At 72.2% G+C, this 24,619-nt stretch carries 19 protein-coding genes and 1 pseudogene; 4 read left to right on the forward strand and 16 right to left on the reverse strand.

The genetic code is table 11. From position 1 onward, the window contains the following. Positions 1-71 precede the first annotated feature (71 nt). The gene (locus ASG83_RS02065) at positions 72-956 is read left to right on the forward strand and encodes a CPBP family intramembrane glutamic endopeptidase (protein WP_055856552.1); all 885 of its coding nucleotides are present in this window, start codon (positions 72-74) and stop codon (positions 954-956) included. Between the two features lie 45 nt (positions 957-1,001). Here ASG83_RS02065 and ASG83_RS02070 read toward each other — a convergent pair whose 3' ends face one another. The 5 genes and pseudogenes from ASG83_RS02070 to ASG83_RS02090 all read right to left on the reverse strand — a co-directional run bounded on the left by ASG83_RS02070 (position 1,002) and on the right by ASG83_RS02090 (position 7,105). Beyond that, positions 1,002-1,484 carry a CHRD domain-containing protein gene (locus ASG83_RS02070; RefSeq protein ID WP_162242496.1) on the reverse strand — a complete coding sequence of 161 codons (483 nt, stop codon included), beginning with the start codon at positions 1,482-1,484 and terminating at the stop codon, positions 1,002-1,004. A 120-nt stretch (positions 1,485-1,604) separates the two neighbouring features. Beyond that, entirely contained in the window at positions 1,605-5,147 is a 3,543-nt protein-coding gene (gene mfd / locus ASG83_RS02075; protein WP_055856557.1) for a transcription-repair coupling factor, read from the reverse strand. Between the two features lie 72 nt (positions 5,148-5,219). Beyond that, entirely contained in the window at positions 5,220-5,807 is a 588-nt protein-coding gene (gene pth, locus ASG83_RS02080; RefSeq protein WP_055856559.1) for an aminoacyl-tRNA hydrolase, read from the reverse strand. A 167-nt stretch (positions 5,808-5,974) separates the two neighbouring features. Next, positions 5,975-6,439: pseudogene (locus ASG83_RS02085) on the reverse strand (50S ribosomal protein L25/general stress protein Ctc); the annotation flags it as partial. Positions 6,440-6,589: 150 nt separating this feature from the next. After that, positions 6,590-7,105 (reverse strand): gluconokinase, encoded by a 516-nt coding sequence (locus ASG83_RS02090; RefSeq protein WP_055856565.1) that lies wholly within the window; start codon positions 7,103-7,105, stop codon positions 6,590-6,592. 124 nt (positions 7,106-7,229) lie between these two features. On the opposite strand from ASG83_RS02090, the gene gndA reads away from it, so the two are divergent. Then, a complete protein-coding gene (gndA, locus tag ASG83_RS02095; protein ID WP_082599016.1) occupies positions 7,230-8,678 on the forward strand; it encodes an NADP-dependent phosphogluconate dehydrogenase in 1,449 nt (482 codons plus the stop codon). Positions 8,679-8,742: 64 nt separating this feature from the next. Here the strand turns inward: gndA and ASG83_RS02100 are convergent, their stop codons facing one another. From ASG83_RS02100 to ASG83_RS02110, 3 genes are all read right to left on the reverse strand, one after another. Next, a complete protein-coding gene (locus ASG83_RS02100) occupies positions 8,743-9,999 on the reverse strand; it encodes a low temperature requirement protein A (protein ID WP_055856568.1) in 1,257 nt (418 codons plus the stop codon). Positions 10,000-10,123: 124 nt separating this feature from the next. Then, complete coding sequence (locus ASG83_RS02105; RefSeq protein ID WP_055856571.1) at positions 10,124-12,175, reverse strand: CoA transferase; 2,052 nt, start codon at positions 12,173-12,175, stop codon at positions 10,124-10,126. A 24-nt stretch (positions 12,176-12,199) separates the two neighbouring features. Then, a complete protein-coding gene (locus ASG83_RS02110; protein ID WP_055856574.1) occupies positions 12,200-13,582 on the reverse strand; it encodes an APC family permease in 1,383 nt (460 codons plus the stop codon). Positions 13,583-13,801: 219 nt separating this feature from the next. Here ASG83_RS02110 and ASG83_RS02115 point away from each other — a divergent pair, with 219 nt between their 5' ends. Together ASG83_RS02115 and ASG83_RS02120 are read left to right on the forward strand one after the other, a co-directional pair. Next, positions 13,802-14,176 carry a hypothetical protein gene (locus tag ASG83_RS02115; RefSeq protein ID WP_055856577.1) on the forward strand — a complete coding sequence of 125 codons (375 nt, stop codon included), beginning with the start codon at positions 13,802-13,804 and terminating at the stop codon, positions 14,174-14,176. Positions 14,177-14,421: 245 nt separating this feature from the next. Next, positions 14,422-15,783, forward strand: a complete 1,362-nt coding sequence (locus ASG83_RS02120; RefSeq protein WP_082599017.1) for a transaminase — start codon at positions 14,422-14,424, stop codon at positions 15,781-15,783. Positions 15,784-15,963: 180 nt separating this feature from the next. Here the strand turns inward: ASG83_RS02120 and ASG83_RS02125 are convergent, their stop codons facing one another. The 8 genes from ASG83_RS02125 to ASG83_RS02160 all read right to left on the reverse strand — a co-directional run bounded on the left by ASG83_RS02125 (position 15,964) and on the right by ASG83_RS02160 (position 24,602). Further along, positions 15,964-16,941, reverse strand: a complete 978-nt coding sequence (locus ASG83_RS02125; RefSeq protein WP_055856579.1) for a ribose-phosphate diphosphokinase — start codon at positions 16,939-16,941, stop codon at positions 15,964-15,966. A gap of 69 nt (positions 16,942-17,010) precedes the next feature. Further along, positions 17,011-18,438 (reverse strand): bifunctional UDP-N-acetylglucosamine diphosphorylase/glucosamine-1-phosphate N-acetyltransferase GlmU, encoded by a 1,428-nt coding sequence (glmU, locus tag ASG83_RS02130; RefSeq protein ID WP_055856582.1) that lies wholly within the window; start codon positions 18,436-18,438, stop codon positions 17,011-17,013. Next, on the reverse strand, positions 18,435-18,836 hold the full coding sequence (locus ASG83_RS02135; protein ID WP_055856585.1) for an SRPBCC family protein: 402 nt from the start codon (positions 18,834-18,836) through the stop codon (positions 18,435-18,437). The genes glmU and ASG83_RS02135 overlap by 4 nt, the downstream gene beginning before the upstream one ends. 36 nt (positions 18,837-18,872) lie before the next feature. Beyond that, positions 18,873-20,294, reverse strand: a complete 1,422-nt coding sequence (locus ASG83_RS02140; protein ID WP_235459991.1) for an L-serine ammonia-lyase — start codon at positions 20,292-20,294, stop codon at positions 18,873-18,875. Positions 20,295-20,531: 237 nt separating this feature from the next. After that, complete coding sequence (locus ASG83_RS02145) at positions 20,532-21,572, reverse strand: lactonase family protein (RefSeq protein WP_055856587.1); 1,041 nt, start codon at positions 21,570-21,572, stop codon at positions 20,532-20,534. Next, on the reverse strand, positions 21,569-22,063 hold the full coding sequence (locus ASG83_RS02150; protein ID WP_235459992.1) for a gluconokinase: 495 nt from the start codon (positions 22,061-22,063) through the stop codon (positions 21,569-21,571). The genes ASG83_RS02145 and ASG83_RS02150 overlap by 4 nt, the downstream gene beginning before the upstream one ends. Further along, on the reverse strand, positions 22,060-23,298 hold the full coding sequence (manD, locus tag ASG83_RS02155) for a D-mannonate dehydratase ManD (RefSeq protein ID WP_055856590.1): 1,239 nt from the start codon (positions 23,296-23,298) through the stop codon (positions 22,060-22,062). The genes ASG83_RS02150 and manD overlap by 4 nt, the downstream gene beginning before the upstream one ends. Next, complete coding sequence (locus ASG83_RS02160) at positions 23,295-24,602, reverse strand: mannitol dehydrogenase family protein (protein WP_055856593.1); 1,308 nt, start codon at positions 24,600-24,602, stop codon at positions 23,295-23,297. Before ASG83_RS02160 ends, manD begins: the two co-directional genes overlap by 4 nt. Positions 24,603-24,619 lie beyond the last annotated feature (17 nt).

Raw genomic sequence — 24,619 nt, forward strand, 5'->3', positions numbered from 1 at the left:
TCATGCTGGCACCGCAGTCTGGGAGGCGACCGCTCGGGAGCCGATCATCCGCTCCCTGTCAGGATGGCCCCGTGCTCACCCCCGACGACCCGCTCAGCCGCGGCATCGCGGCCGCGATCGCGGTCGGGCTCGTCGCGCTGCTGATCTGGCGGGCGATCCGCAAGGACCGCCGCGAGTACTCCCGCTTCCGTCGCTACCGCTCGAGCGCGAAGCGCCGGGCGATGATGCGGCGCTGGCTGATCGAGTCGCTGCTCCTGTTCGGCGGCTCGGCGATCGTGCTGGCCGCGGTCGTGCATCCGCTCACGGGGTCGGTCCTCGAGGCGGCCCGCGCGGTCGGGTGGGTCGCGGCCGTCGTGGGCTGGCTCTCGAGCCCGGTCGGGATGCTCGTCCTCGCGCTCGCCGCCGCCCTCGCCGTGGCGCTCACGATCGTGGGCGTGCGCTCCGCCCGCCGCGAGGGCGGCGTCGTGATGATCGGCGACATCGCGGCGCTGCTGCCCCGCAACCGCCCGGAGCTCGGCTGGGCGTCGGCGCTCGCGGTCAACGCGGGGGTCGTCGAGGAGCTGCTGTTCCGGCTGTGCCTGCCGGCGCTGCTGTTCGTCGTGACGGGCGAGCCGCTCAGCGCGTTCGGGCTCGCGGCGCTGCTGTTCGCGGCGCTGCACGCCTACCAGGGGGTTCCGGGCGTGATCGGCACGCTCGTCGTCGGGCTCCTGCTGACGGCCGCGTACGTGCTGAGCGGCAGCGTCGTCGTCGCGATCGTGCTGCACGCGCTGCTCGACCTGCGCACGCTCGTGCTCGTGCCGGTCGCCGTGTACGACGTGCACCGCGTGCCGGGGACTCGGCGGTTCCCTCCGGCGCTCGCGGCGCTGTCGCTCAGCGAGCCGGAGCCGGAGCCGGAGCCGGAGCCGACTGCCGAGGCCGACGCGGACGCGGACGCGGAGACACCCGAGACGCGATGAGGGGCGGAGCGCCGAAGCGCCCCGCCCCTCACCCCTCGACCTGCGTCAGCGCTCGAGCTGACCGCGGATCGCGCCCGCGCGGAACTCGTCGCTGTGGATGTTGACGTAGTACGCGCCCGGATCGCGGACGATGTCGCGCAGCAGCTCGCGCGGCGCGTCGACGCACCCGGCGGCGACGCCGTCGGCTCCGGCGACCGCGGCGAGCGTGATGACGACGGGTCCGTTGACCCCGGCCCCGCCCGCGTGGACGTGCCCGAAGATCGGCGCGACGCCGCTGAAGGCGATGTCGTAGCAGAGCTCGCCCTGGCCGACGTTCACCGTGACGTTCGCCGTGCCCATGCCGTCGGGGTCGCCGACGACGGCGCCGGGGGTCGCGCCGACCTCGTTGGCGCCGCTGAGCTCGGCGGCGAGCGGGCGGCCGGAGGATCCGTCGTCGCTGACCGAGGCGGCATGGGCGGCCGCGGGCGCGCTCAGCAGGCCGAGAACCGCGGCCGCGGTGATGATCGAGCGGGTTCGAGTGGCGATCATGTGGTGCTCCAGACTCATCGGGGGAACCGCGGCGCAGCGCCGCGCCCGATGATGCTCACCCGGCCCTCCCGAGAGCGACCCCCGCCCCCAGCGAACCGGGAGCGATGTCGCACTCGATCGTCAGGTGGAGGGCGCGGCCGACGGCGCGGGCTCGACCGCGTAGAGGTTCGTGAGCGCCGAGCCGACCCACGCGATGAGGTCGTCGTCGCTCGCGTCCTTCGGCAGCGGCATCGTCGCGACCTTCTGCTGCGCGAAGTACTTCGAGCCGGGGTACATGCGCTGCAGGCGCAGCTGACGCGAATCGGGGAGCTCCTTGCCGACGATGCGGAGGTTGGAGCCCATGACGACGACGTCGCTGAGTCCGAGAGCCTGGGCCTGGCGGCGCAGGCGAGAGACCGCGAGGAGCGCGAGCACCGTCTGCGGCGGGTCGCCGTAGCGGTCGGTGAGCTCGTCGAGCACGGCATCCAGCGCGTCATCGGGGCTCGCGGGGCCCGCCGCCGCCGAGAGCTTCTGGTACGCCTCGAGGCGCAGGCGCTCGGATTCGATGAACTCCTCGGGGATGTGCGCGTCGACCGGCAGCTCGAGCCGCAGCTCGGTCTGCTCGTCGGCCGCGTCGCCGCGGAAGGCGCTCACGGCCTCGCCGATCATGCGCAGGTAGAGGTCGAAGCCGACGCCCGCGATGTGGCCGGCCTGCTCGGCGCCGAGCAGGTTGCCTGCACCGCGGATCTCGAGATCCTTCATCGCGATCTGCATGCCGCCGCCGAGGTCGGTGTTCGCGGCGAGGGTCTGCAGGCGGTCGTTCGCGGTGTCGGTGAGCGGCTTGAGCTCGTCGTAGAGGAAGTACGCGTACGCGCGCTCGCGGCCGCGGCCGACGCGCCCGCGCAGCTGGTGCATCTGGCTGAGCCCGTACTTGTCGGCCCGGTCGATGATGAGCGTGTTGGCGTTCGCGACGTCGAGGCCGGTCTCGATGATCGTCGTGGAGACGAGCACGTCGAAGCGGCGCTCCCAGAAGTCGACCATGACCTGCTCGAGGCTCGACTCGCTCATCTGCCCGTGCGCGACGGCGATGCGCGCCTCGGGCACGAGCTCGGCGAGGTGGGCGGCGACGCGGTTGATGCTCGAGACGCGGTTGTGCACGTAGAACACCTGGCCCTCGCGCAGCAGCTCGCGGTGGATCGCCGCGGCGACCTGCTTGTCGCTGTACGGCCCGACGAAGGTCAGGATCGGGTGGCGGTCCTCCGGCGGCGTCGCGAGGGTCGACATCTCGCGGATGCCCGTCACGGCCATCTCGAGGGTGCGGGGAATGGGCGTGGCCGACATCGCGAGCACGTCGACGTTGGTCTTGAGCTTCTTGAGCGCGTCCTTGTGCTCGACGCCGAAGCGCTGCTCCTCGTCGATGATGACGAGGCCGAGGTCCTTGAAGGTGACGCCCTGGCTCAGGATGCGGTGGGTTCCGAGGACGACGTCGACCGTGCCGCGGGCGAGCCCCTCGATCGTCTCCTTCGCCTCCTTGTCGGTCTGGAACCGGCTGAGCGCCCGCACGTGCACCGGGAATCCGGCGAAGCGGTCGGCGAAGGTCTCCATGTGCTGCTTCACGAGCAGGGTCGTCGGCACGATCATCGCGACCTGCTTGCCGCCCTGCACGGCCTTGAACGCGGCGCGCACGGCGACCTCGGTCTTGCCGTAGCCGACGTCGCCCGCGAGGAGGCGGTCCATCGGGATGGGCGACTCCATGTCGCGCTTGACCTCATCGATCGTCGTGAGCTGGTCGGGGGTCTCGGCGTACGGGAACGCCTCCTCGAGCTCGCGCTGCCACGGGGTGTCGGGCGCGAACGCGTGCCCGCGGCTCGACATGCGCGCCGAGTACAGCTTCACGAGCTCGACGGCGATGTCGCGCACGGCCTTGCGCGCCCTGCCCTTCGCGGCCGCCCAGTCGCTGCCGCCCATCTTGCTGAGCGCGGGCGCCTCGCCGCCGACGTACCGCGTGAGCAGGTCGAGCTGGTCGGTCGGCACGTAGAGCTTGTCGCCCGGGTAGCCGCGCTTGGAGGGCGCGTACTCGAGAGCCAAGAACTCGCGCGTGCTCTTCACCGCGCTGCGCCCGCCGCCGGTCGACACCTCGCGCTGCACGAGCTCGAGGAAGCGCCCGATGCCGTGCGTGGCGTGCACGACGAAGTCGCCGGTCTTCAGCTGCAGCGGGTCGACGACGTTCTTCCGTCGGCTCGCGAGCTTCTTCGGCTGGCGCGAGTCGTAGCCGACGGCGCGGCCGTAGAACTCGGTCTCGCTCAGCAGGCCGATCCGCAGCTCGGGCAGCTCGAAGCCGTGCTCGACGCTGCCGCGCACGAGGTGCACGACGCCGGGCTCGAGCGTCTCGGGCAGCTCGTCGACGATGCGCGCGGCGACCTGCTGCTCGGAGAGCACGTCGCTCGCGCGCTCGAGCAGGCCCGCGCCGCCCGCGACGACGACCATGGCCCACCCGTCACGCACGCGATCGACGACGTGGTCGACGGCTCCCCCGGCCAGCCCTGCGAAGCTCGGCGGCTCGGTCGCGTCGATGCGCAGGACATCCGGGTCGTCGGCGTCGAACGCGCTGATCGTGTACCAGGGGCGGTCACCGGATGCTGCGCGCAGGCCGTTCACGGTGAGGAAGTCGCCCGCGTCGAGGTCGATGGGCGCCTCGGCTCCGGCCGTGGCCGCGTGCCACGCCGCCGACAGGAACTCGCGGTTGGTCTCGACAAGGTTCGTGGCCCGGCTCGCGACGCGCTCGGGGCTCAGGACGGCGACCGCCGCGCCGGCCGGGAGGTAGTGCGTGAGGGGGACGAGCTCGTCGACGAGCGCGGGGGCGAGGCTCTCCATGCCCTCGACCGGGATCCCCTCGCCGATCTTCGCGAGCATCTGCGCGAGGCTCGGGAACTCGTGCTGCATCTCGCGCGCCCGCTGCTTCACGCTCTCAGTGAGCAGGAGCTCGCGCGTCGGCGGCAGCTCGATGCGCGCGACGGGCTCGGGCAGCGAGCGCTGGTCGGCGACGGAGAACTCGCGCAGCTGCTCGACCTCGTCGCCGAAGAACTCGATGCGGACGGGGTGCTCGGCGACGGCCGGGAAGACGTCGAGGATGCCTCCGCGCACCGCGAACTCGCCGCGCCGCGTGACCATGTCGACGCGCGCGTAGGCGAGGTCGATGAGCCGCTCGACCGTCGGGGCGAGCTCGTGCCCGCGCTCGCCTGCGGCGAGCACGACGGGCTCGATTCTCGTGAGACCCGTGGGCAGGGGCTGCAGCGCCGCGCGCACGGAGGCGACGACGACGAGGTGGCCGGTGGGGGCATCCGCCCACTGCGCGAGCGCCCGCAGGGTGCGGATGCGGCGGCCGACGGTCTCGGCGCTCGGGCTCAGGCGCTCGTGGGGCAGGGTCTCCCACGCGGGGAGGTCGAGGATCGTCGCGTCGGGCAGCAGGCAGCGAAGCGCGTCGATGAGGCCCTCGGACTCGCGGCCGGTCGCGGTGATCGCGAGCAGGCACTTCGGGGCGTCACGAGCAGTCAGGATGCTCGCCACGAGCGGAGCGCGGAGGCCCTCGACGACCGAGAAATCGGTCGAGACCCTCGCGGCCTCGAGCGCCTCCTGGAGCGTGCGGGCGCGCGACAGGGCCGGGATCAACCGCTCGAGACTCACTGAAGTGAGTGTACGCGCGGGCGGCTGAGGGTTGCGCGGGTGGCGGGCGGCGCGGAGCGGGTGCGCTGCGGGTCAGGCGCGCGGGCCGTGGAACCTCTGCTGCGCCGCGAGCAGCCCCTGCTCGACGAGCAGCTCGACCGCGTCGGCGGCGTCGCCGAGGAGGAACGGCAGGCGCGCCCTCTCGGCGGCCGGGAAGTCCTTCAGGACGTAATCGGCGGCATCCTGCCGCCCGGGCGGGCGGCCGATGCCGATGCGGACGCGCGGGAACTCCTGCGTGCCGAGCGCCTTGATGATGTCGCGCACGCCGTTCTGGCCGCCGTGCCCGCCGTCGGCCTTGAGCTTGATCGACTCGAACGGCAGATCGAGGTCGTCGTGCAGGACGACGACGCGCTCGGGCGGGATGCCGAAGTACTTGGCCGCGCTCGAGACGGGCCCGCCGGAGGTGTTCATGTAGCTGAGCGGCTTGACGAGCACGAGCTTCGGGCCGCCGGGGCGCAGCTGCACCTCGGCGAGCATCGTCGTCGACCTGTGGCGCGAGAACCTCCCGCCGAGCCGCTGCGCGAGCTCGTCGAGCGCCATCTGGCCGACGTTGTGCCGATTGCCGGCGTAGCCGGGCCCGGGGTTCCCGAGCCCGGCTACGAGCCAGACGTCGTCGGCCACAGCCGGAGGTGCCTGACGCCTCGTGAATCCGACGATGATGCCTACTCGGCGGCCTCGGTCGACTCGCCCTCGGCGGTCTCGCCCTCGGCGCCCTCAGCGGCCTCGCCCTCGGCGCCCTCGGCCTCGGTCGTGCCGTCGGCGTCGGAGGTCGTGTCGAGCTGCGGGGNCTGGCCCGCGAGGATCTGCGTGCCCTCCTCGAGGCCCTCGATCGAGACGACGAAGCTCTCGGGGATGTGCGTGGCCTCGGCCTCGACCGAGAGGGTCGTGTGCTCGAGCATCGCGATGGTGCCGGCGAAGCTCTCGCCCTCGAGGTGCACGGGCACGTCGACGACGACCTTCTCGCCCTTGCGGACGACGATGAGGTCGATGTGCTCGATGAGCTGGCGCACCGGGTCCTTCTGCACGTCCTTGACGAGCGCGAGCTGCTCGTCGCCCTCGATGTCGAGCGTCAGCACGACGTTCTTCTTGCGGAGCAGAAGAGCCGTCTCGTGACCCGGCAGGGTGACGTGGCGGGGCTCGGTGCCGTGGCCGTAGATGACGGCGGGGATCTTGTTCGTCGCACGGATCTTGCGCGCGGCGCCCTTGCCGAAGCTCGAGCGCACCTCCGCTGCGAGGTGGGTGTTCTCGGACATGCCGGACTCCTTGTGATCAGTGGGCCGTTGAGACCCGGTCGTGTGTGTCGACTCGAACGCGTTCACGCGTGAGGAAAGACCTGGCGCCTCGCCCACCGCGTCGATAACGAAGGGCACGCGCCCTTCCTCGCCGAAGTTCAGTGGGCCAGTCTACGCGACATCCGGCGACGCCGGCACCGGCAGCAGGTCGGCGACCTCCTGTGCCAGCTGCGGGATGCTCCGCTCGCCGTCGAGCACCGTGACGAGCTCGCCCTGCGCGGGGCTCTCGAGCGTCGCGAGCTGCGAGTCGAGCAGGCTCGCCGGCATGTAGTGGCCCTGACGCCGCGCGAGCCGCCCCTCCAGGACGGTGCGGGGGACGTCGAGCAGCGCGAAGAGCGTGCCCGGGGCGAGCTCGCGCAGTCGTGCGCGGTAGGAGCGCTTGAGGGCGCTGCAGGCCATGACGCAGGGGCGGTGGTCGCGGAGGGCCGCGCCCACGGCATCCAGCCAGGGGGCGCGGTCGGCGTCGTCGAGCGGATGCCCCGCCGCCATCTTGGCCACGTTGGCGGCCGGGTGCAGGTCGTCGGCGTCGAGGAAGACGACGCCCGCGCGGGCCGCCGCGTCACGACCGACGACCGTCTTGCCGGCGGCCGAGACGCCCATGAGCACGAGGGAGGGGCGATCGGGCATGCCTCCACCGTAGGCGGGAGGCCGTCGGGCCGGCGCCGAGCGTTCAGGGAATAGGCTGGAGACGGTCGTGCCACCACCTCTCTGACCGCGGCGCCGAGCGCCCCCACCCCCTCAGGAGCACCTCGTGACCCAGCCCCAGGCCAACATCGGAGTCGTCGGACTCGCCGTGATGGGCTCGAACCTCGCCCGCAACCTCGCCAGCCGCGAGGGCAACACGGTCGCCGTCTTCAACCGCTCGTACGAGAAGACCGAGACGCTCATCACCGACCACCCCGAGGCCGGGTTCATCGCGACGAGCACGTACGACGAGTTCGCCGCGGCGCTGCAGAAGCCGCGCACGGCGATCATCATGGTGCAGGCCGGTCGCGGAACCGACGCCGTGATCGACGCCCTCACGACGGTCTTCGAGCCGGGCGACATCATCGTCGACGGCGGCAACGCGCTCTTCACCGACACGATCCGCCGCGAGGCGGCCGTGCGGGCGACGGGCATCAACTTCGTGGGCGCCGGCATCTCGGGCGGCGAGGAGGGCGCCCTCAACGGCCCCTCGATCATGCCCGGCGGCTCGGCCGAGGCGTGGCAGACGCTCGGGCCCATCCTGCGCTCGATCGCGGCGGTCGCCGACGGCGAGCCGTGCGTGACCCACGTCGGCACCGACGGCGCCGGCCACTTCGTCAAGATGATCCACAACGGCATCGAGTACGCCGACATGCAGCTCATCGCCGAGGCGTACGACCTGCTCCGCCGCGTCGGAGGCCTCGAGCCGGCCGAGATCGCCGAGATCTTCGCCGAGTGGAACCGCGGCGAGCTCGAGAGCTACCTCATCGAGATCACCGCCGAGGTGCTGAAGCAGGTGGATGCGACGACCGGCAAGCCGCTCGTCGACGTCATCCTCGACCAGGCCGGCGCCAAGGGCACCGGCGCATGGACCGTGCAGTCGGCGCTCGACCTCGGCGTTCCCGTGTCGGGCATCGCGGAGGCCGTGTTCGCCCGCTCGCTCTCGTCGAAGCCGGCCCAGCGCCTCGCCGCGCGCGACCTCCCGGGCGCCGTCGACGCGTGGGAGGTGAGCGACCGCGCCGCGTTCGTCGAGGACGTGCGCCGCGCCCTCTACGCCTCGAAGATCATCGCCTACAGCCAGGGCTTCGACGCGATCGTCGCCGGCGCCGAGCAGTACGACTGGGACATCAGGAAGGGCGAGATCGCGAAGATCTGGCGTGCGGGCTGCATCATCCGCGCCCAGTTCCTCAACCGCATCACCGAGGCCTACGCGGACGACCCCGAGCTCGTCGCGCTCGTCACGGCGCCGTACTTCGCCGACGCGGTCGCGGGCGCACTGCCCTCCTGGCGGCGCGTCGTCTCGGGGGCCGCGCTCGCGGGCATCCCGACCCCGACGTTCGCGTCGTCGCTCTCGTACTACGACGGGCTGCGGGCCGACCGCCTGCCGGCCGCGCTCGTGCAGGGCCAGCGCGACTTCTTCGGCGCGCACACGTACGAGCGCGTCGACCGCGAGGGCACGTTCCACACGCTGTGGAGCGGCGACCGGAGCGAGATCTCGGCGGCGGACGCGCACTGAGCCTCACGGTTGCGTCGTCGCGCGGCCGCCGCTGCGGCGGGGGGCACTCGACGACGCGCCGAGATCAGGAGAGCACGCGCGACAGGAGCTCCGTGCGGTGGCGATGCCCGACGGTCTCATCGCCCACGACGATGAGGATCGGCGCGAGCGTGACGACCACGAGGCAGATCGACAGGGCGACGCCCGCAGCGGCGAGGGCCACCGCGAGCACCAGCAGCGCGATCGTTCCGGCGAACAGGCCCCAGTGGAACGGGTCGCCCTCGCCGACGAGCGCGGTGTGGAGCACGAAGAGCGCGACCACGAAGACGAGCACGGGAAGCGAGACCGCGACCACCGTGAGCAGCGAGCTCAGCTCGGACTCGCCCTCGATGAAGTACGCGGCCGCGTGCAGGCCGGCGCCGACGGCGGCGATCGAGGTGTAGAGGACGATGTGCCCGTAGCCCCAGCTGACGAGACGGTCGCGATACCGCGCGAGGACGGGCCCCGATGGCAGGGTGAAGTACGCCCACCACATGGCGAAGGTGAGTGCGGTGCCGGCGACGACCACCATGATCGCGTCGCCGCTCCAGCCCTGCACGTCGACGAGCGCGTTGACCGCGGCGATCGTTCCGAAGACCCCCTCACCGAGAACGATGATCGCGAACAGTCCGTACCGCTCCGCCAGATGATGCGGATGCCACGGGGTGCTGCCCGAGCGCCGCTCGATGACGCGGGGGGCCGCCAGCTCGATCACGGTGAGCGTGACGCCGATGACGATGAACAGCGGCAGCGGGAGCGCGGCGATCGCCAGGGCGACCCAGAAGAGCTGAATGACCAGGGTCGTGACGGACATGCCGATGGCGGTCGCCCGATGCTCGGGGTCCTGCCGGGCGACGCGGAGCCACTGCACGACGATGGCCACGCGCATGACCACGTACCCGGAGACCACCACGAGGTTGGCTGGCGGCTGCCCCTCCTCGAGCGAGTGGAAGAAGACGGGGAGCCCGAGCGCGAGGATGATGACGCCGGTCATCTGAACCATCGTCGTGATGCGATAGAACCAGTCGTCGGTATCGAACGCCGAGGCGAACCACGAGAACGCGATCCAGGCCCACGAGATCGCGAACATCGCGAATCCGAAGCCGAACACGCCCTCGGCCGGGTGCCCGTGCGTGAGCAGATGGGCGAACTGGTCGGCGGCGACCCCGATCGCCGCGACGAAGGCGAGATCGAAGAGAAGCTCGAGCGGTGTGACGACCCGACCGCGCTCGCGCGGGTCCCGCCCGACCATGAGACCGATGCGTCCGATGCGTCCACGTGCGATGGCCTGGGACGACGTCATGAGGATGCTCCTGTCCTGCGCCCCTCGCCGCGATGGAGCCGCCGCCCGATTGTGGCACGTGACCGCGACGGGGAGCGGAACGGCGTGCCTCCCCCGTCGTCTCGGGCGAGGCGCTCCCGCGCGTTCAGCGGGCCCGGCGGCCGCGGCGACGCGCGTAGCCCGGCGTCACCGCGCGCGACCGCGCGGACGCTCGCCCCAGGAACGGTCGGGTCAGCGCGAGCAGCACGGGGACGGCGAGCTGGATGAGCGCCGCCCCCGAGACGGCGACCGCGAGGCCGAGACCGACCCCGAGGTTCCAGGCCGCCTCGCCGGAGGTCGGCAGCGACCCGGTGTAGGCGAGCGTCGCGCCGACCACGTGCGCGACGAGACCCAGCGCGCTCGTGATCGCGAGCGTCGGGCCGACCGCGAGGCGGCGCGAGAGGGTGACCCAGCCGAGCGCGAGCGCGAGCGCCTGCGCGGCGGCGCCGACCGCCCAGCCGGGGTTCGACCACCAGCGCGCGCCGATGTCGGGCTGGGCGAGGAGCGCGGCGCCGAGCGTCTCGGGCAGCCCCTGCATCGCCCACACGAGCGCGGCGCTCAGCAGCGCCCACACGATCGCGCGCGTCGGCCGCATGATGACCGCGCGCGGCCCGCGCGGAGCGACCCGCTCGGCCTCCGCCTCGTCGTGCCGCTCGTCGACGAGCCAGAACGGGTCGTCGGAGCCGAGGTGGCGCGGCGGGTGGACGGTGTGCAAGCGGACTCCCCCGACCTCGAGCGGCGAGGCGAGCACGTCGGCGAGCCCCCACGGGGTGTCGAGCGGCGTCGACGGCACGCGCGGCTCGGCGTGCGCCTCGGCGGGCCCGAGCGCGTCGCGCAAGCGCTCGAGCTCGAGGCCGGTGCGGGCGAGCGACAGGCGGCTGCGCGACCCCTCCCCCGTGCGGCGCGCGTGCGCGACAGCGCGCAGGGCGGCCGTCGCGGCCAGCCACCCGGTGGCGTGATCGAGGGCCTGGACGGGCAGGGCGATCGGGGCGTCGGGTGCGCGGTGCGCATCCCCCTCGGAGGGCGCGGGGGCCGCGACGCTCGCGGTCGCGGGATCGGCGATGCCGGTCGCGAGCTGGACGAGCGAGTCGAACCCGCGCCGGCCCGCCCACGGCCCCGAGTACCCCCACGCGTCGAGCTGGACCTCGACGAGCCCGGGGCGGATCGCGCGCAGGGTGTCGTCGTCGAGGCCGAGCCCGGCGAGGGCCCCCGGCCGGTAGCCGTGCACGATCACGTCCGCCTCGGCGACGAGCGCGATGAGCTCGCTGCGCCCCTCGACGGTGTGCGCGTCGACGCGGGCGCAGCGCTTGCCGAGGGTCATGTCGGGCTCGACGGCGGGCTCGTCCCAGCCGGGCGGGTCGATGCGCAGCACATCGGCCCCGAGCATCGCGAGCGTGCGCGTCGCGACGGGCCCGGCGAGCACGCGCGTCAGGTCGAGCACGCGCACGCCGACGAGGGGGCGCTCGGGCACGCCGGGCGGGAACGGCTGGTCCGGCCGCGCGATCGCGGTCGTCTCGACGGCGATGAGGGGCTCGGCGGCGACGGCGACGCCCTGGGGATGCTCGCTCCACTCCGCGACGGACCGCAGTCGGGCGGCCGCCCCGCCCGCCTGCACGACCGCGGCCTCGAGGGCGTCGCAGCCGAAGGGCGCGACGGCGCGAGCGACGGTCTCGCGGTCGGGCTGCGCCGCCGCGGTGTCGGCCGTCACGCCGGCGGGGGCCAGGCCGAGCACGGCGAGGGCCGCCGCCCGGTGGTGCGGAGCGTTCATGTGCAGCCGGATCCAGCCGTCGACGGCGCGGTAGTCGCCGCTGAGCGGGTCCCACGGGCTCGGCTGCTCGGCCCGCGGCCGCACGGCCGCCCGGAACCAGGCTCCCGCGAGCGCCGCGTCGACCGTCACGGGCCCGTCGTGGTCGATGAGGTCGGCGAGCGCGAGCGCGGTCGTGGAGACGGCGGCGGCCGCGAAGGCGCCGACGGGGTAGGCGCCGCCGAGTGCGGGCCGTCCGCGGGCGGTGACGCCGCCCGCGACGCCCGCGCTCGCCGCGAGGGCGGCGGCGGCGAGCTCGAGCGCGCGCACGTCGCCGCTGTCGCCGAGCCGACCGGGGTCGTCGGGCTCGCCGTTCGCCGCGCCGGGCGCGCCGGGGTGGGCGTGTCGGGTCACGCCCTCAGTCTGCCCCAGTCGCGCTCAGCGCGCGCCGCTCGTTCCGGCGCGGACCCGGAGGGCGACGGCCCGGGCGACGAGCCCGACGACGAGGATGCCCGCCGTGCCGAGGAGCGACGCCGCCGGCAGCGCGGCGACGAGGACGAGGCACCCCACGAGCCCGGCGCCGGCGAGGAGCCGCGGTTGCCACCGCTCGCCCGCGGGCTGGCGGAGCGCGGAGAGGTGGGCGATGGCGTAGTAGACGAGCACGGCGGCGCTCGAGGCGGCGACGAGCTGGGCGGGCTGCAGGAGGAACGCGATGCCGATCGCGATGAGCGCGATGAGCGCCTCCGAGACGACGGGCGCCCCGGTGCGGGTCGAGATGCGCGCGAGCGGGCCGGGCAGGTCGCGCTCGCGCGCCATCGCGAGGCTCGTGCGGCTGAGCCCGGCGAGGATGCCCGCGAGCGACCCGAGGCACGCGAGCGCCGCGAGCAGCGCGATCGGCAGCGCCCAGCGCGGGTCGATCGCGTCGGCGAGCGGTGATCTGCTCGCGGCGAGCGCGTCGACCCCGAGCCGGTCGACGAGCACGAGCGCGAGGGCCGCGTAGAGCGCGAGCACGACCCCGAGCGCGATGAGGATCGCGCGGGGGAGCGTGCGGCGCGGCGCGCGGACCTCCTCGCCGAGGGTCGCCATGCGCGCGTATCCGGCGAAGGCGAAGAAGAGGAGGGCCGCGGCCTCGAGGAGGCCTCCGAGCGTCGGCTCGGGCGCGGGCGGTGGGGCTCCGTCGCCCGACCCCGGGTCGCCCACCGAGCCGACGACGGGGCCGTCGACGCCGCCGAAGTCGGGGGCCGCCGTGAGCGCCGTCACGACGAACCAGACCGCGAGGCCCGCGAGCACGATGCTCACCATCGTGATCGCGACGCGCGCGGTCGTGCGGACTCCCGACATGTTGAGTGCGGCGAGCACAGCGATGAACGCGGCGGCGAGGATGCGGGTCGGGACGGCGTCGAGCCCGAGGGCGGTGCCGAGGTACGTGGCGGCGACCGAGGCGATCGCGGCGGCCGAGGCGGTCTTGCCGACGACGAAGAGCCAGCCCGCGCTGAAGCCGATCCACGGGCCGACGTAGCGGCGGCCGAACGCGTACGCACCTCCGGAGGTGGGGTGCGCCATGGCGAGCTGGGCCGAGCTGAAGGCGTTGAGCGTCGCGACCATGGCGGCGATGAGCAGCGCGAGCAGGAGAAGCTCGCCGGCCGCTGCCGCCGCGGGAGCCCACACGAAGAACGCGCCCGCCCCGATCATCGACGCGAGCCCGATGCCGATCGCGCCGCCGAGCGCGACGCTGCGCGCGAGGGCGGAGCGACCTGGCGGCGTCGGCGGCTCGGCGCCGGTCGGCGGTTCGTCGGCGTCGGCGTCGGCGTCGGAGGTCACGCGCGCAGATTACCGGTGCGGGGTGGACGGGGCGGGGTGGACGGGGCGGGCGCGCGACGCACGTCGGGGTGTCCAGGCCGCCGGCGACCACGGTCAGTCGCGCACCCGTTCACGATGCGGAGGAGTGACGTAATGCTTTTTCGTCATTCCTCCACATCATGAGTGCGGCGGGNTCCCCCGGGCACGCGGCCCGCGACCCCGCGTGCGAGACTGGCCGGGATGGACGACGACCCCCGCGAGCTCCGCGAGGCCGACTGGCCCGACGACGGAGACGGTGCCGACGGTCGCTCCCCCGCGTGGGGGCGCCGTGCCCGCGTCATGCGCATCGTCAGCATCGTCGCCCTCCTCTCCCTCATCGTCCCGGGCGCCCTCGCGACGTGGGCGCTCGCCCAGTCGACCGCGGCGCGCGCGTGCCGCCTCGCCGTCGACACGCAGGCGGATGCCCGCATCCCCACCCGCGTCGCCTTCGAGCTCGGCAGCCTCGAGACCGTGGGCTGGAACTGCTACGCGCTCGCCCCCACGGGCGAGGTGCGCGTGGCCGTGCTCGGGGTGATCCCGGGGGCGCCGGACCTGCGGCCGCGCAGCGGCGCCTGAACCCGCGCCGCGCATCCGTCGCCCCTCTTTCGGGATGCCGGGTCGGTTTGCGATGATAAGAGCGTTCCGTGTTCGCCGAAGGCCGCGCCCTGGAGGGCGCAGCGCCTGACCCGTCGAGGAGCGGTGGTTGCTTTCATCGCTTCCGGTCACCTCATGCGATCACCAGCACGGAGCCGGTGCGCCCTGCCCGCGGAGACTCCGCGCCCGGCAGCGCTGGCACCGTCGACGAAACGAATGAGGACCCCATGATCACGATCGATCGCACCCGCCTGGCCGAGATGTACGCCCGCGAGCAGGAGGCGTTCACCGCCGCCCGCCCGAAGTCGAAGGCCGCCTACGAGCGCGCCGAGCACCTGTTCGGCCGCGTGCCCATGACCTGGATGAACAAGAAGGCCGGCGGCTTCCCCATCTACCTCGACCGCGCGCACGGCAACCGCGTGTGGGACATCGACGGGCACGAGTACATCGACTTCGCCCTCGGCGACACCGGTTCGATGGCCGGGCACTCGAACCCGATCGTCGTCGAGGCCGTCACGCGCCGCATCGGCGAGCTCGGCGGCCTCGTGACGATGCTGCCGACGGAGGACGCGGAGTGGGTCGGCGCCGAGCTCTCGCGCCGCTTCAAGATGGACCGCTGGAGCTTCTCACTGACGGCGACGGATGCGAATCGCTGGGCGATTCGTCTCGTGCGCGCGATCACCGGGAGACGCAAGATCGTCTTCCACTCGTACTGCTACCACGGATCGGTCGACGAGTCTCTCGTCGTCGTCGGGCCCGACGGCGAGAGCATGTCGCGCCCCGGCAACGTCGGCGCCCCCGTGCCCGTGACGGAGACCTCGCGCGCCGCCGAGTACAACGACCTGCCCGGCCTCGAGCGCGCCCTCGCGCACGGCGACGTCGCCGCGGTGCTCATCGAGCCCGCGCTCACCAACATCGGCATCGTGCTGCCCGAGCCCGGCTACCTCGAGGGCGTGCGCGCCTTGACGCGCCAGTACGACGCGCTGCTCATCATCGACGAGACGCACACGTTCTCGGCCGGGCCCGGCGGCATGACGACGGCCTACGACCTCGAGCCCGACCTCGTCGTCATCGGCAAGTCGATCGGCGGGGGCATCCCGACCGGGGCCTACGGTCTGTCGGCCGAGTTCGCCGAGCGCGCCCTCGCGCGCACCGACCTCGACCTCGTCGACATGGGCGGCGTCGGCGGAACCCTCGCCGGCAACCCCGTCTCGGTCGCCGCCATGCGCGCGACGCTCGAGCACGTGCTCACCGACGAGGCGTTCGCGCACATGATTGACACGGCGACGTACTTCACCGACGGGGTCAACGCGCTCTTCGACCGGTACGACCTGCCGTGGGCGATCAACCAGCTCGGCGCGCGGGCCGAGTACCGCTTCGCGCGGCCCTACCCGCTCAACGGGACGCAGGCGGCTGAGGCGGCCGACGGCGAGCTCGAGGACATGATCCACCTGTACCTCGCCAACCGCGGCATCATGCTCACGCCCTTCCACAACATGGCGCTCATGGCTCCCATGACGACGCGCGCCGATGTGGATGCCCACCACCGCGTCTTCGAGGAGTGCATCCGGGAGCTCGTGGCCGCGTAGCGCGCCGCGGGGCGTGGACTCGGCGTCGGCGGGGCGTCGATCAGCGCCGAATGAGTCGAAAAGTCGCGGTTGGGCCCGAATTTTCGGGCTCAACCGCGACTTTCGGGCTCAACCGCGGGCAAGCGGTTCGGCGCGGGGGCGCGAGGACGCAGGTGCACGGTGCGCGGGGCGCAGGTGCGGTTACGCGGCCCCGTCGAACATGCTCGTGACCGACCCGTCGTCGAACACCTCGTGGATGGCCCGCGCGAGCAGCGGGGCGATCGGCAGGACGGTGAGGCGATCCCAGCGCTTGTCCTCCGGGATGGGCAGCGTGTCGGTCACGACGACCTGGTCGATCGCCTCCGCCTGCAGGATGTCGAACGCGGGGTCGGAGAAGATCGCGTGGGTCGCGGCGACGACGACGCCGATCGCGCCGGCCTTCTTGAGCGCCTCGGCGGCCTTCACGATCGTGCGGCCGGTGTCGATCATGTCGTCGACGAGGAGGCAGACCTTGCCCTCGACCTCTCCGACGATCTCGTGCACCGAGACCTGGTTCGGCACGAGCGGGTCGCGGCGCTTGTGGATGATCGCCAGCGGCGCCCCGAGCTTGTCGCTCCAGATGTCGGCGACGCGCACGCGCCCCATGTCGGGCGAGACGACCGCGAGGGTCGAGGGGTCGAGCTTGGCGCGGAAGTGCTCGAGCAGCACGGGCATCGCGAACAGGTGGTCGACCGGCCCGTCGAAGAAGCCCTGGATCTGCGCGGCGTGCAGGTCGACGCTCATGATGCGGTCGGCGCCGGCGGCCTTGAACAGGTCGGCGATGAGGCGGGCCGAGATCGGCTCGCGGCCTCGCCCCTTCTTGTCCTGTCGCGAGTACGGGTAGAACGGCGCGACGACGGTGATGCGCTTGGCCGAGGCGCGCTTGAGGGCGTCGACCATGATCAGCTGCTCCATGAGCGCCTCGTTGATGGGGCGCGCGTGCGACTGGATGACGAAGGCGTCGCAGCCGCGCACGCTCTCGTCGAAGCGCGCGTAGATCTCGCCGTTGGCGAAGGTGCGCGCGTCGGTGGGCAGGACCTCGGTCTCGAGCTCCGCCGCGACCTGCTCGGCGAGCTCGGGGTAGGCGCGCCCCGAGATGATGACGAGGCGCTTCTGGCCGGTGATCTTGATGCTGGCCACGAGTCCTCGGTTTCTGCCGCCGCGGCGACGTTGCGATCGGTGTGGTTCTACTGTGGCGGCAGGGGGGTGTTAGTCGTCCGAGGCTGCGGCAGCCGCCTCGGCCGCCGCGGTTCCCGGCCGGTTCTTCTCCACCCAGCCGGCGATGTTCCGCTGCGGAGCGACGTTCACGGCCAGCTCGCCCGGCCCGACATCCTTGCGGATGACCGTTCCGGCGCCGGAGTACGCTCCGTCGCCAATCCTAACGGGGGCGACGAACACGTTGTGCGAGCCCGTCCGCACCTGCGAGCCCACGACGGTCTTGTGCTTGTTGACGCCGTCGTAGTTGGCGGTGATGGTGCCCGCGCCGATGTTCGAGCCCTCGCCGACGGTCGTGTCGCCGATGTACGACAGGTGCGGCACCTTGCTGCCGGCGCCGAGGGTCGTGTTCTTCGTCTCGACGAACGTGCCGATCTTGCCCTTCTCGCCCACGACGGTGCCGGGGCGCAGGTAGGCGAAGGGGCCGACGGATGCTCCCGCTCCGATCACCGCGAGCGTGGCGTCGGTGCGGCTGACGCGCGCATCGACCCCGACCTCGGTGTCGGTGAGCGTCGAGTCGGGGCCGACGACGGCGCCGGCCGCGATCGTCGTCGCGCCCTTCAGCTGCGTGCCGGGCAGCACCTCGCTGTCGGCCTCGAGCGTGACGGTGCGGTCGATCCACACGGAGGCGGGGTCGCTGATCGTGACGCCCGCGAGCTGCCAGCCGCGCACGATCATCTGGTTGAGCCGCAGCGCCGCGTCGGCGAGCTGCACGCGGTCGTTGACACCCGCGACGAGCCACGACTGGCCGGCGGGCAGCGCCGCGACGCCCTGCCCGTCGCCGCGCAGCAGGCCGATGACGTCGGTGAGGTACTTCTCCTGCGCCGCGTTGTCGGTCGACACGAGCGCGAGCGACGAGCGCAGCGGGGCGACGCTGAAGACGTAGGTGCCCGAGTTGATCTCGGTGATGGCGCGCTCGTCGTCGGTGGCGTCCTTCTGCTCGACGATGCGGTCGAGGTCGCCGGCGGCCGAGCGCACGATGCGGCCGTACCCGGTGGCGTCGTCGAGCACGGCGCTCAGCACGGTCGCGGCGGCGGCGCGGGTCCGGTGCTCGGCGATGAGCTGGGCGAGGGTGTCGGCGTCGAGCAGGGGCACGTCGCCCGAGACGACGAGCACGTCGCCCGCGAAGTCGGCGGGAAGGGCATCCAGTGCTGCTTCGACGGCCCGGCCGGTGCCCGGGATCTCGTCCTGGTCGGCGATGAGCGCGTCGGCGTCGAGCTCGGTGATCGCGGCGGCGACCGTGTCGCGATCGTGCCGCACGACGGCGACGACGTGCGCGGGGTCGAGCGCGCGGGCGGTCGCGAGCACGTGCCCGATGAGCGGGACTCCCGCGAGCCGGTGCAGCACTTTCGGCGTGCGCGACTTCATGCGGGTGCCCTGGCCGGCGGCGAGGACGATGACGGCGAGCTGAGAATCGGTCATCCGGCCATTCTCTCGCACAGCTCGCGCAGGGATCGCAGGTCGGCCGCGACGGCGGCCGCGTCGGCGTCGAATTCGGCGTCGGACATCCCGTCGCGCTGGAAGAGCGTGAAGACGACCTCGCTTCCGCCATCGTTCGGCAGGACGCGCATCGCGTTCGTGACGACGGTGCCGTCGGGCATCGTGACGTCGTGATCGAGGATGCCCCGCTCGATGTCGGTGCGGAACTCGACCCGCACGTCGCCCATCGGCGAGCTCGCGATCCACGCGTCGCCCTCGCGGCGGATGCCCTCGGCGAGCCCCGCGGCCCACTCGGGCAGGCTCAGCGGGTCGCGGGCGATGGCCATGACGACCGAGGGCGGGCGGGCGATCGACTCGCTGACGTGCCGGGCTCTGAACATGGGGTCAGTCTGTCGGTCGGGCGCGGGCGGAGGGAATCAGCACTCCACGTAATTCACAGCGAGGCCGCCCTCGGACGTCTCCTTGTACTTGCGCGACATGTCGTCGCCCGTCTGGCGCATCGTCGCGACGACGGTGTCGAAGCTGATGAGGTGCGTGCCGTCGCCGTGCATCGCCATGCGGGAGGCCGCGACGGCCTTCCCCGCGCCGATCGCGTTGCGCTCGATGCAGGGCAGCTGCACGAGGCCCGCGACGGGGTCGCACGTGAGGCCGAGCGAGTGCTCCATGGCGATCTCGGCGGCGTTCTCGATCTGCTCGTTGCTGCCGCCGAGCAGGTGGGTGAATCCGGCGGCGGCCATCGACGCGGCGGAGCCGACCTCGCCCTGGCAGCCGGCCTCGGCGCCCGAGATGCTCGCGTTGTTCTTGATGAGGGCGCCCATGGCTCCCGCGACGAGCAGGAAGTCCTCGGCCGCGGCATCCCTGTCGGTGATCGGCAGGACGTCGAGCGCGTACCGCAGCACGGCCGGGATGATGCCCGCCGCCCCGTTCGTCGGCGCGGTGACGACGCGGCCGCCCGCGGCGTTCTCCTCGTTGACGGCGATCGCGTAGGCCTGCAGCCACTCGAGGGTGCAGTCGCGCGTGTGCGCCTCGTCGATGTCGCGCAGCTGGCCGGCCATCGCGGCGGCGCGGCGCGGCACGTTGAGCCCGCCGGGCAGGGTTCCGCGGGTCTCGAGGCCGGCGTCGATGCACGCGTTCATGGCGTGCCAGATGCGGCGGAGGGCGGCGCTCGACTCGTCGGAGGTGCGCAGCGACTCCTCGTTGGCGCGCGCCAGCTGGGCGATCGTGAGCCCGTTGGCGCGGCACAGGCGCAGGAGCTCGGCGGCGGTGTCGTGCGGGTACGGGACTCGCGGGGCCCCGACGTGCGCGTCGCCGGCGCGCTCGGAGGCGGGCGCGCTCTCCTGCTCGACGAAGCCTCCGCCGATCGAGTAGTAGGTCTCCTCCGCGACGACCGCGCCATCCGCGTCGCGGGCGGTGAGGGTGAGGGCGTTGGGATGCCGCGGCTTGAGCTCGCGCGGCGCGAACGTCAGCCAGCTCTCGTCGATCGCGATGTCGTGGCGGCCGTCGAGCCTGAGGCGCCGCTCGGTGTCGGCGCGCCCGCGGACGGCCACGACGTCGTCGCGCACGACGTGCTCGACCTCGTGGCCGGCGAGCCCGGCGAGCACGGCGTCGGGGGTTCCATGGCCGACGCCGGTGGAGCCGAGCGAGCCGAAGAGGGTGCACTGCACGGTGCTCACTCTGGAGATCTCGGCATCGCTCAGGGCGCTCACGAACGCTTTGGCGGCGCGGAGCGGCCCGACCGTGTGAGAGCTCGAGGGGCCGATGCCGACGCGGAACAGGTGGTGCACCGAGATGAACTCGCGCTCGGCGAGCGGCAGGCTGACCGCCACGGGGATGCTCACGAGGGCTCCGATCGGTGGGGCCGGGTCACGGCCGAGGAGTGGAGCGACCCGCTCTGCTCGCGCTGCGCGGGTCGGCGGCGCAGGCGACGCCCCTCGTGCGGGCGTCGTCGAGCCGCGTCTCTATTGTGGCCCTGATCGTTCGGGGGCGCACGACCTTGCGCAGGTGCGCGTCAGTGAGGAAGTCACGCCGCGCACGCACCAGCGACGCGAAAGTTGTTCGGGGGCGGCGAGCAGTGCCTAGGAGAGCGAGGCGATGACGAGACAAACGGGTGTGGGAGCGAAGAACTGATCGCGGAACTCGAGGAGACCGGTGCTCGTCCGCTCGAATGTCACGACGCTGTCGGAATCCTGGTTGCCCACGTGCAACAGCGCGCCGTCGGGAGACAGGGCGACGTCGCGCGGGGTGCGGCCGCGAGTCGGCTCGAACTGCAGCGGCTTGAGCGCTCCCGCGTTCCAGGCGAAGACCGCGATGCTGTCATGCCCGCGGTTGCTGACGTACACCGCGTCGCCCACCGAGGTCACCGCCACTGCGCTCGCCTGGTTCGGTGCTGAATGCCCTGCCGGCAACGTCGAGATCACTGACCGGACGACGAAGGTGCTACCCGACCGCGCGAGCACCGCGACTGTGCTCGTGAGTTCGTTGACCACGAGTACGTGCTGGCCGTCGGGGTGCAGGGCGAGGTGGCGCGGGCCTGAGCCAGCGGGGAGGGCAACCCGACCCAGCTCGCTCAACCTGCCCGAGTCGTCAAGCGCATAGCTGATGACCGCATCGAGCCCCAGATCGGTGACGAGGAGGGTGCCTGTGCGGCCGTCTGGCACCACCTGGTGAGGGTGCGCGCTTCGCTGCCGGCGCGGATGCACGCTCGCACCCTGATGCTGCACGACGTGCGTCAGACCATCCACGAAGCCATCGGACCGCAGTGCGAGGACTGCCACACGCCCGTCTGCGTAGTTGGAGACGATCAGGAATCTGCCCGAAGGATCGACGGCGAGGTGGGCTGGCTCGTGACCGCCGCTCGAGGCGCGCTGCTTGAGCGCGAGCGAGCCGTCGCGGCTCGAGAAGACTGCCACCTCCCCTGCGTCGCCCCCACCCGCTTCGATCACGGCGTAGACGTGCGAACCGTCTGCGGAGGCCGCGAGCCAGGAGGGGTTGCGCACGCGAACCGTGCGCAGCGGACCAATGGGGTCGCCGTACTCGGCCACCATGAGGCCCTGCGCGCGACCGTGCACGTGCGGCAATTCCTCGGTGTAGCTGCCGAGCAGCAGCGTTTCGGTCATCGCACGAGCCGGTCCATGACAAGGTCGGCGATCTCCGCCGCTGAAGCCGCCGAATCCACCGTCACTCCCTCTTCGTCCACCGACAACTCTTCCACGACGGCGAGCTGGCTCGCGAGAAGAGACGGGGGCATGAAGTGCCCCGTACGCGCATGCAGACGCAGGGCGAGCAGCTCGTCAGAGGGGGCGAGGTGAACGAAGAGGATGTCGTTCTCGCCGCGCCGGATCGCCTTGCGGTACGACGCCCGCAGCGCGGAGCACGCGACGACCAGCCCGTCACGCTCGCGCGCGCTGGCCACCTCGTCGGCGACCCGCTCCAGCCACGGCCAGCGGTCCGCATCGACGAGCGGCTCGCCGCGGGTCATCTTGGCAATGCTCTCGTGGGAGTGCAGATCGTCGGCGTCGACGAAAGGCACCCCCAGCCGCGCGGCGAGCAGGCCGCCGACGGTGGACTTGCCGCTACCCGTCACGCCCATGACGACGACGAGACTCACCAATCGTGCACCGTTCCATCTGCGAGGCGGTTGTAGGGCAGATAGGCCTGCTCGTAGGGGTACTTGCCTGCTTCATCGCGATTGAGTTCGACGCCGAGACCGGGCTTGTCGCCGGGGTGCAGCATGCCGTTCGACCAGCTGAACGACTGCTCGAACACTGTGTTCGTCGCTGCGCCGTGCTTCATGTACTCCTGGATCCCGAAATTGTGGATGCTCAGCCCGAGGTGCATCGCCGCTGCCATGCCGACCGGCGAGATGTCGGTCGGGCCGTGCATGCCCGACTTGATCTGGTACTGCGCCGCGTACTCCAGCGTCTTCTTGAGGTGGCTGATGCCTCCCATGTGCGTGACGGCCCCGCGCACGTAGTCGATCAGCTGCTCGCGGATGATCTGCTGGTAGTCCCACACGGTGTTGAAGATCTCGCCGATCGCCAGGGGCGTCGTGGTGTGCTGCCGGACGAGCCGCAGCGCCTCGGGGTTCTCGGCCGGCGTGAGGTCTTCGAGCCAGAAGAGGTCGAAGGGTTCGAGCGACTTGCCGAGTGAGGCGGCCTGGATCGGTGTCATGCGGTGGTGGCCGTCGTGCAGCAGCGGGATCTCCGGTCCGAATTCGTTCCGAACCGCCTCGAACACGGTGGGGATGTGCCGGAGATACGAGCGAGTGTCCCAATCCTCCTCGGCAGGGAACGCGCCTCGCTGCGCGGGTTCGTGGTCGTACCGGGCACCCTTGTTCGCTTCGAAGGTCGCGTTGGACGCGATCCCGTAGATCGAGGTGAGGCCGGGTACCGCGGCCTGGATCCGGATGGCCTTGTAGCCCTCCGCCTGGTGCTTGCGGACGCTGTCGAACAGCTCCTCGTTGTCTCGGCCGGATGCATGGCCGTAAGCCAGCAGTCCGGTGCGGCTGGCGCCTCCGAGCAACTGGTACACCGGCAGGCCCGCCGCCTTGCCCTTGATGTCCCACAGCGCCATGTCGACGGCCGCGATCGCGGCCATGGTGATGGGGCCGCGTCGCCAGTAGGCGCTCCGGTAGAGGAACTGCCAGGTGTCTTCGATCCGTGAGGCATCTCGCCCGATCAGGAGCTGCACCACATGGTCGCGCAGGTAGCTCACGACGGCGAGCTCGCGGCCGTTCACGGTGGCGTCGCCGAGTCCGACGTGGCCGTCGCTCGTCTCCAACCGGAGGGTGACGAAGTTCCGATCCGGACTCGTGACGATGACGTCGGCACGCTCGATGATCATGATGACTCCTTCTGCAGGTTCGTGAGGGCGTTGGTGATGGTGTCGAGAAAGGCGCGATCGGCCGCGAGGTCGGAGTCGAGGATCGCGACCAGAGCGCGGAGGTCGCCCTCGCTGGCCGCGATGGCATCCGACGCCGAGTCGGCTCCCGATCGTCCGGCTCGGACCGTGGCGATCCACGCGGCCACAGCGGTCGCGCATCCTGCCGCATCGCGACCGGCCTCACGTTCTGCGCGTGCGGTCGGCACGACGCGGAGCCGCAGCTTGGCGGCTGCGTCGGTGGCGATCTGCGCGAGCTCATGCCGAATGCGCGGATTCTCGAAGCGGCCGAGCAGCGCCGTGCAGTACTCGTCGAGCCCCAGCGTCTCGTCGTCGAGAGCTCGACGAGCCTCGCGCCAGAACTCGAGCACACTCGCGCGGCACACCGGGTCGACGATGGCCTCGGCCACGACGGCGAAGCCGCGCACGACTCCGAGGGATGCAAGGAGGGAGTGCGCCCCGTTGAGCAGCCAGAGCTTGCGATGCTCGAAGGCGTCGATGCGGTCGACGAATCGGGCCCCGGCGTCCTCCCATCGAGGCCGCCCGAGCGGGAACTCCCCGCTCAGGATCCAGTCGGTGAAGGGTTCGGTGACGACCGGTGCCGCGTCGAGCCAGCCGCCCAGTCGTCCGGCGACCGCTCGCTCGTCCTCCGTGAGTCTCGGGGTGATGCGGTCGACCGAGGTCGAGACGAATGACACGTTGGTCTCGATCCACTCGGCGAGTCGGGGGTCTCGCCGTGTGGCGATGGCGAGCACACCGGACCGCAGGAAGGGGCCGTTCGACGGCAGGTTGTCGCACGGCACCACCGCGATCGGAGCGCCCGTTCGGCGCCGCGCTTCGAGAGCGACGGTGAGGCGACCGAGCGCAGAGATCGGGACTCCGCCTGCCAGATCGGCGGCCATGATCGGGTCGGTCTCGTCCGGCCGGCCGTCGCTCGTGAGCCGATAGCCGGCCTCCGTGATCGTGAGGGTGACGAGCGCGGTCGTCTCGGCGGCGACGACCTCCACCAGGCGATCGACCCGTGACCCGTCGGTCGCTTCGACGATGCTCGCGACGACGGACGCGCGGTCAGAATCCGCTCCCCGCTCGATGAGCGTGTAGAGGCCGCCCTGGCCCGCGAGCACGTCGGCGGCCGTCGAGCGGCGGCCACTGAATGCGGCGATCCCCCACTCGTCGGTCACCGCGTCGGTGTACCAGGCCTGGTGCGAACGATGGAACGCTCCCAGCCCGAGGTGAGCGATCCTGACGGGCGCCGGGGAGGAGCCCATGGCGGCTCGGCTGAGCT

The sequence above is a fragment of the Yonghaparkia sp. Soil809 genome (assembly GCF_001429705.1).
Lineage (GTDB): Bacteria > Actinomycetota > Actinomycetes > Actinomycetales > Microbacteriaceae > Microcella.

Excerpts from the sequence above, each read along its gene's own strand:
- ASG83_RS02145 (WP_055856587.1), bottom strand. The coding sequence starts at position 21,572 with ATGACCGAAACGCTGCTGCTCGGCAGCTACACCGAGGAATTGCCGCAC.
- ASG83_RS02115 (WP_055856577.1), top strand. The coding sequence starts at position 13,802 with ATGGACGACGACCCCCGCGAGCTCCGCGAGGCCGACTGGCCCGACGAC.
- manD (WP_055856590.1), bottom strand. The coding sequence starts at position 23,298 with ATGATCATCGAGCGTGCCGACGTCATCGTCACGAGTCCGGATCGGAAC.
- ASG83_RS02160 (WP_055856593.1), bottom strand. The coding sequence starts at position 24,602 with ATGGGCTCCTCCCCGGCGCCCGTCAGGATCGCTCACCTCGGGCTGGGA.
- ASG83_RS02090 (WP_055856565.1), bottom strand. The coding sequence starts at position 7,105 with ATGCCCGATCGCCCCTCCCTCGTGCTCATGGGCGTCTCGGCCGCCGGC.
- ASG83_RS02135 (WP_055856585.1), bottom strand. The coding sequence starts at position 18,836 with ATGTTCAGAGCCCGGCACGTCAGCGAGTCGATCGCCCGCCCGCCCTCG.
- ASG83_RS02100 (WP_055856568.1), bottom strand. The coding sequence starts at position 9,999 with ATGACGTCGTCCCAGGCCATCGCACGTGGACGCATCGGACGCATCGGT.
- ASG83_RS02120 (WP_082599017.1), top strand. The coding sequence starts at position 14,422 with ATGATCACGATCGATCGCACCCGCCTGGCCGAGATGTACGCCCGCGAG.
- glmU (WP_055856582.1), bottom strand. The coding sequence starts at position 18,438 with ATGACCGATTCTCAGCTCGCCGTCATCGTCCTCGCCGCCGGCCAGGGC.
- ASG83_RS02070 (WP_162242496.1), bottom strand. The coding sequence starts at position 1,484 with ATGATCGCCACTCGAACCCGCTCGATCATCACCGCGGCCGCGGTTCTC.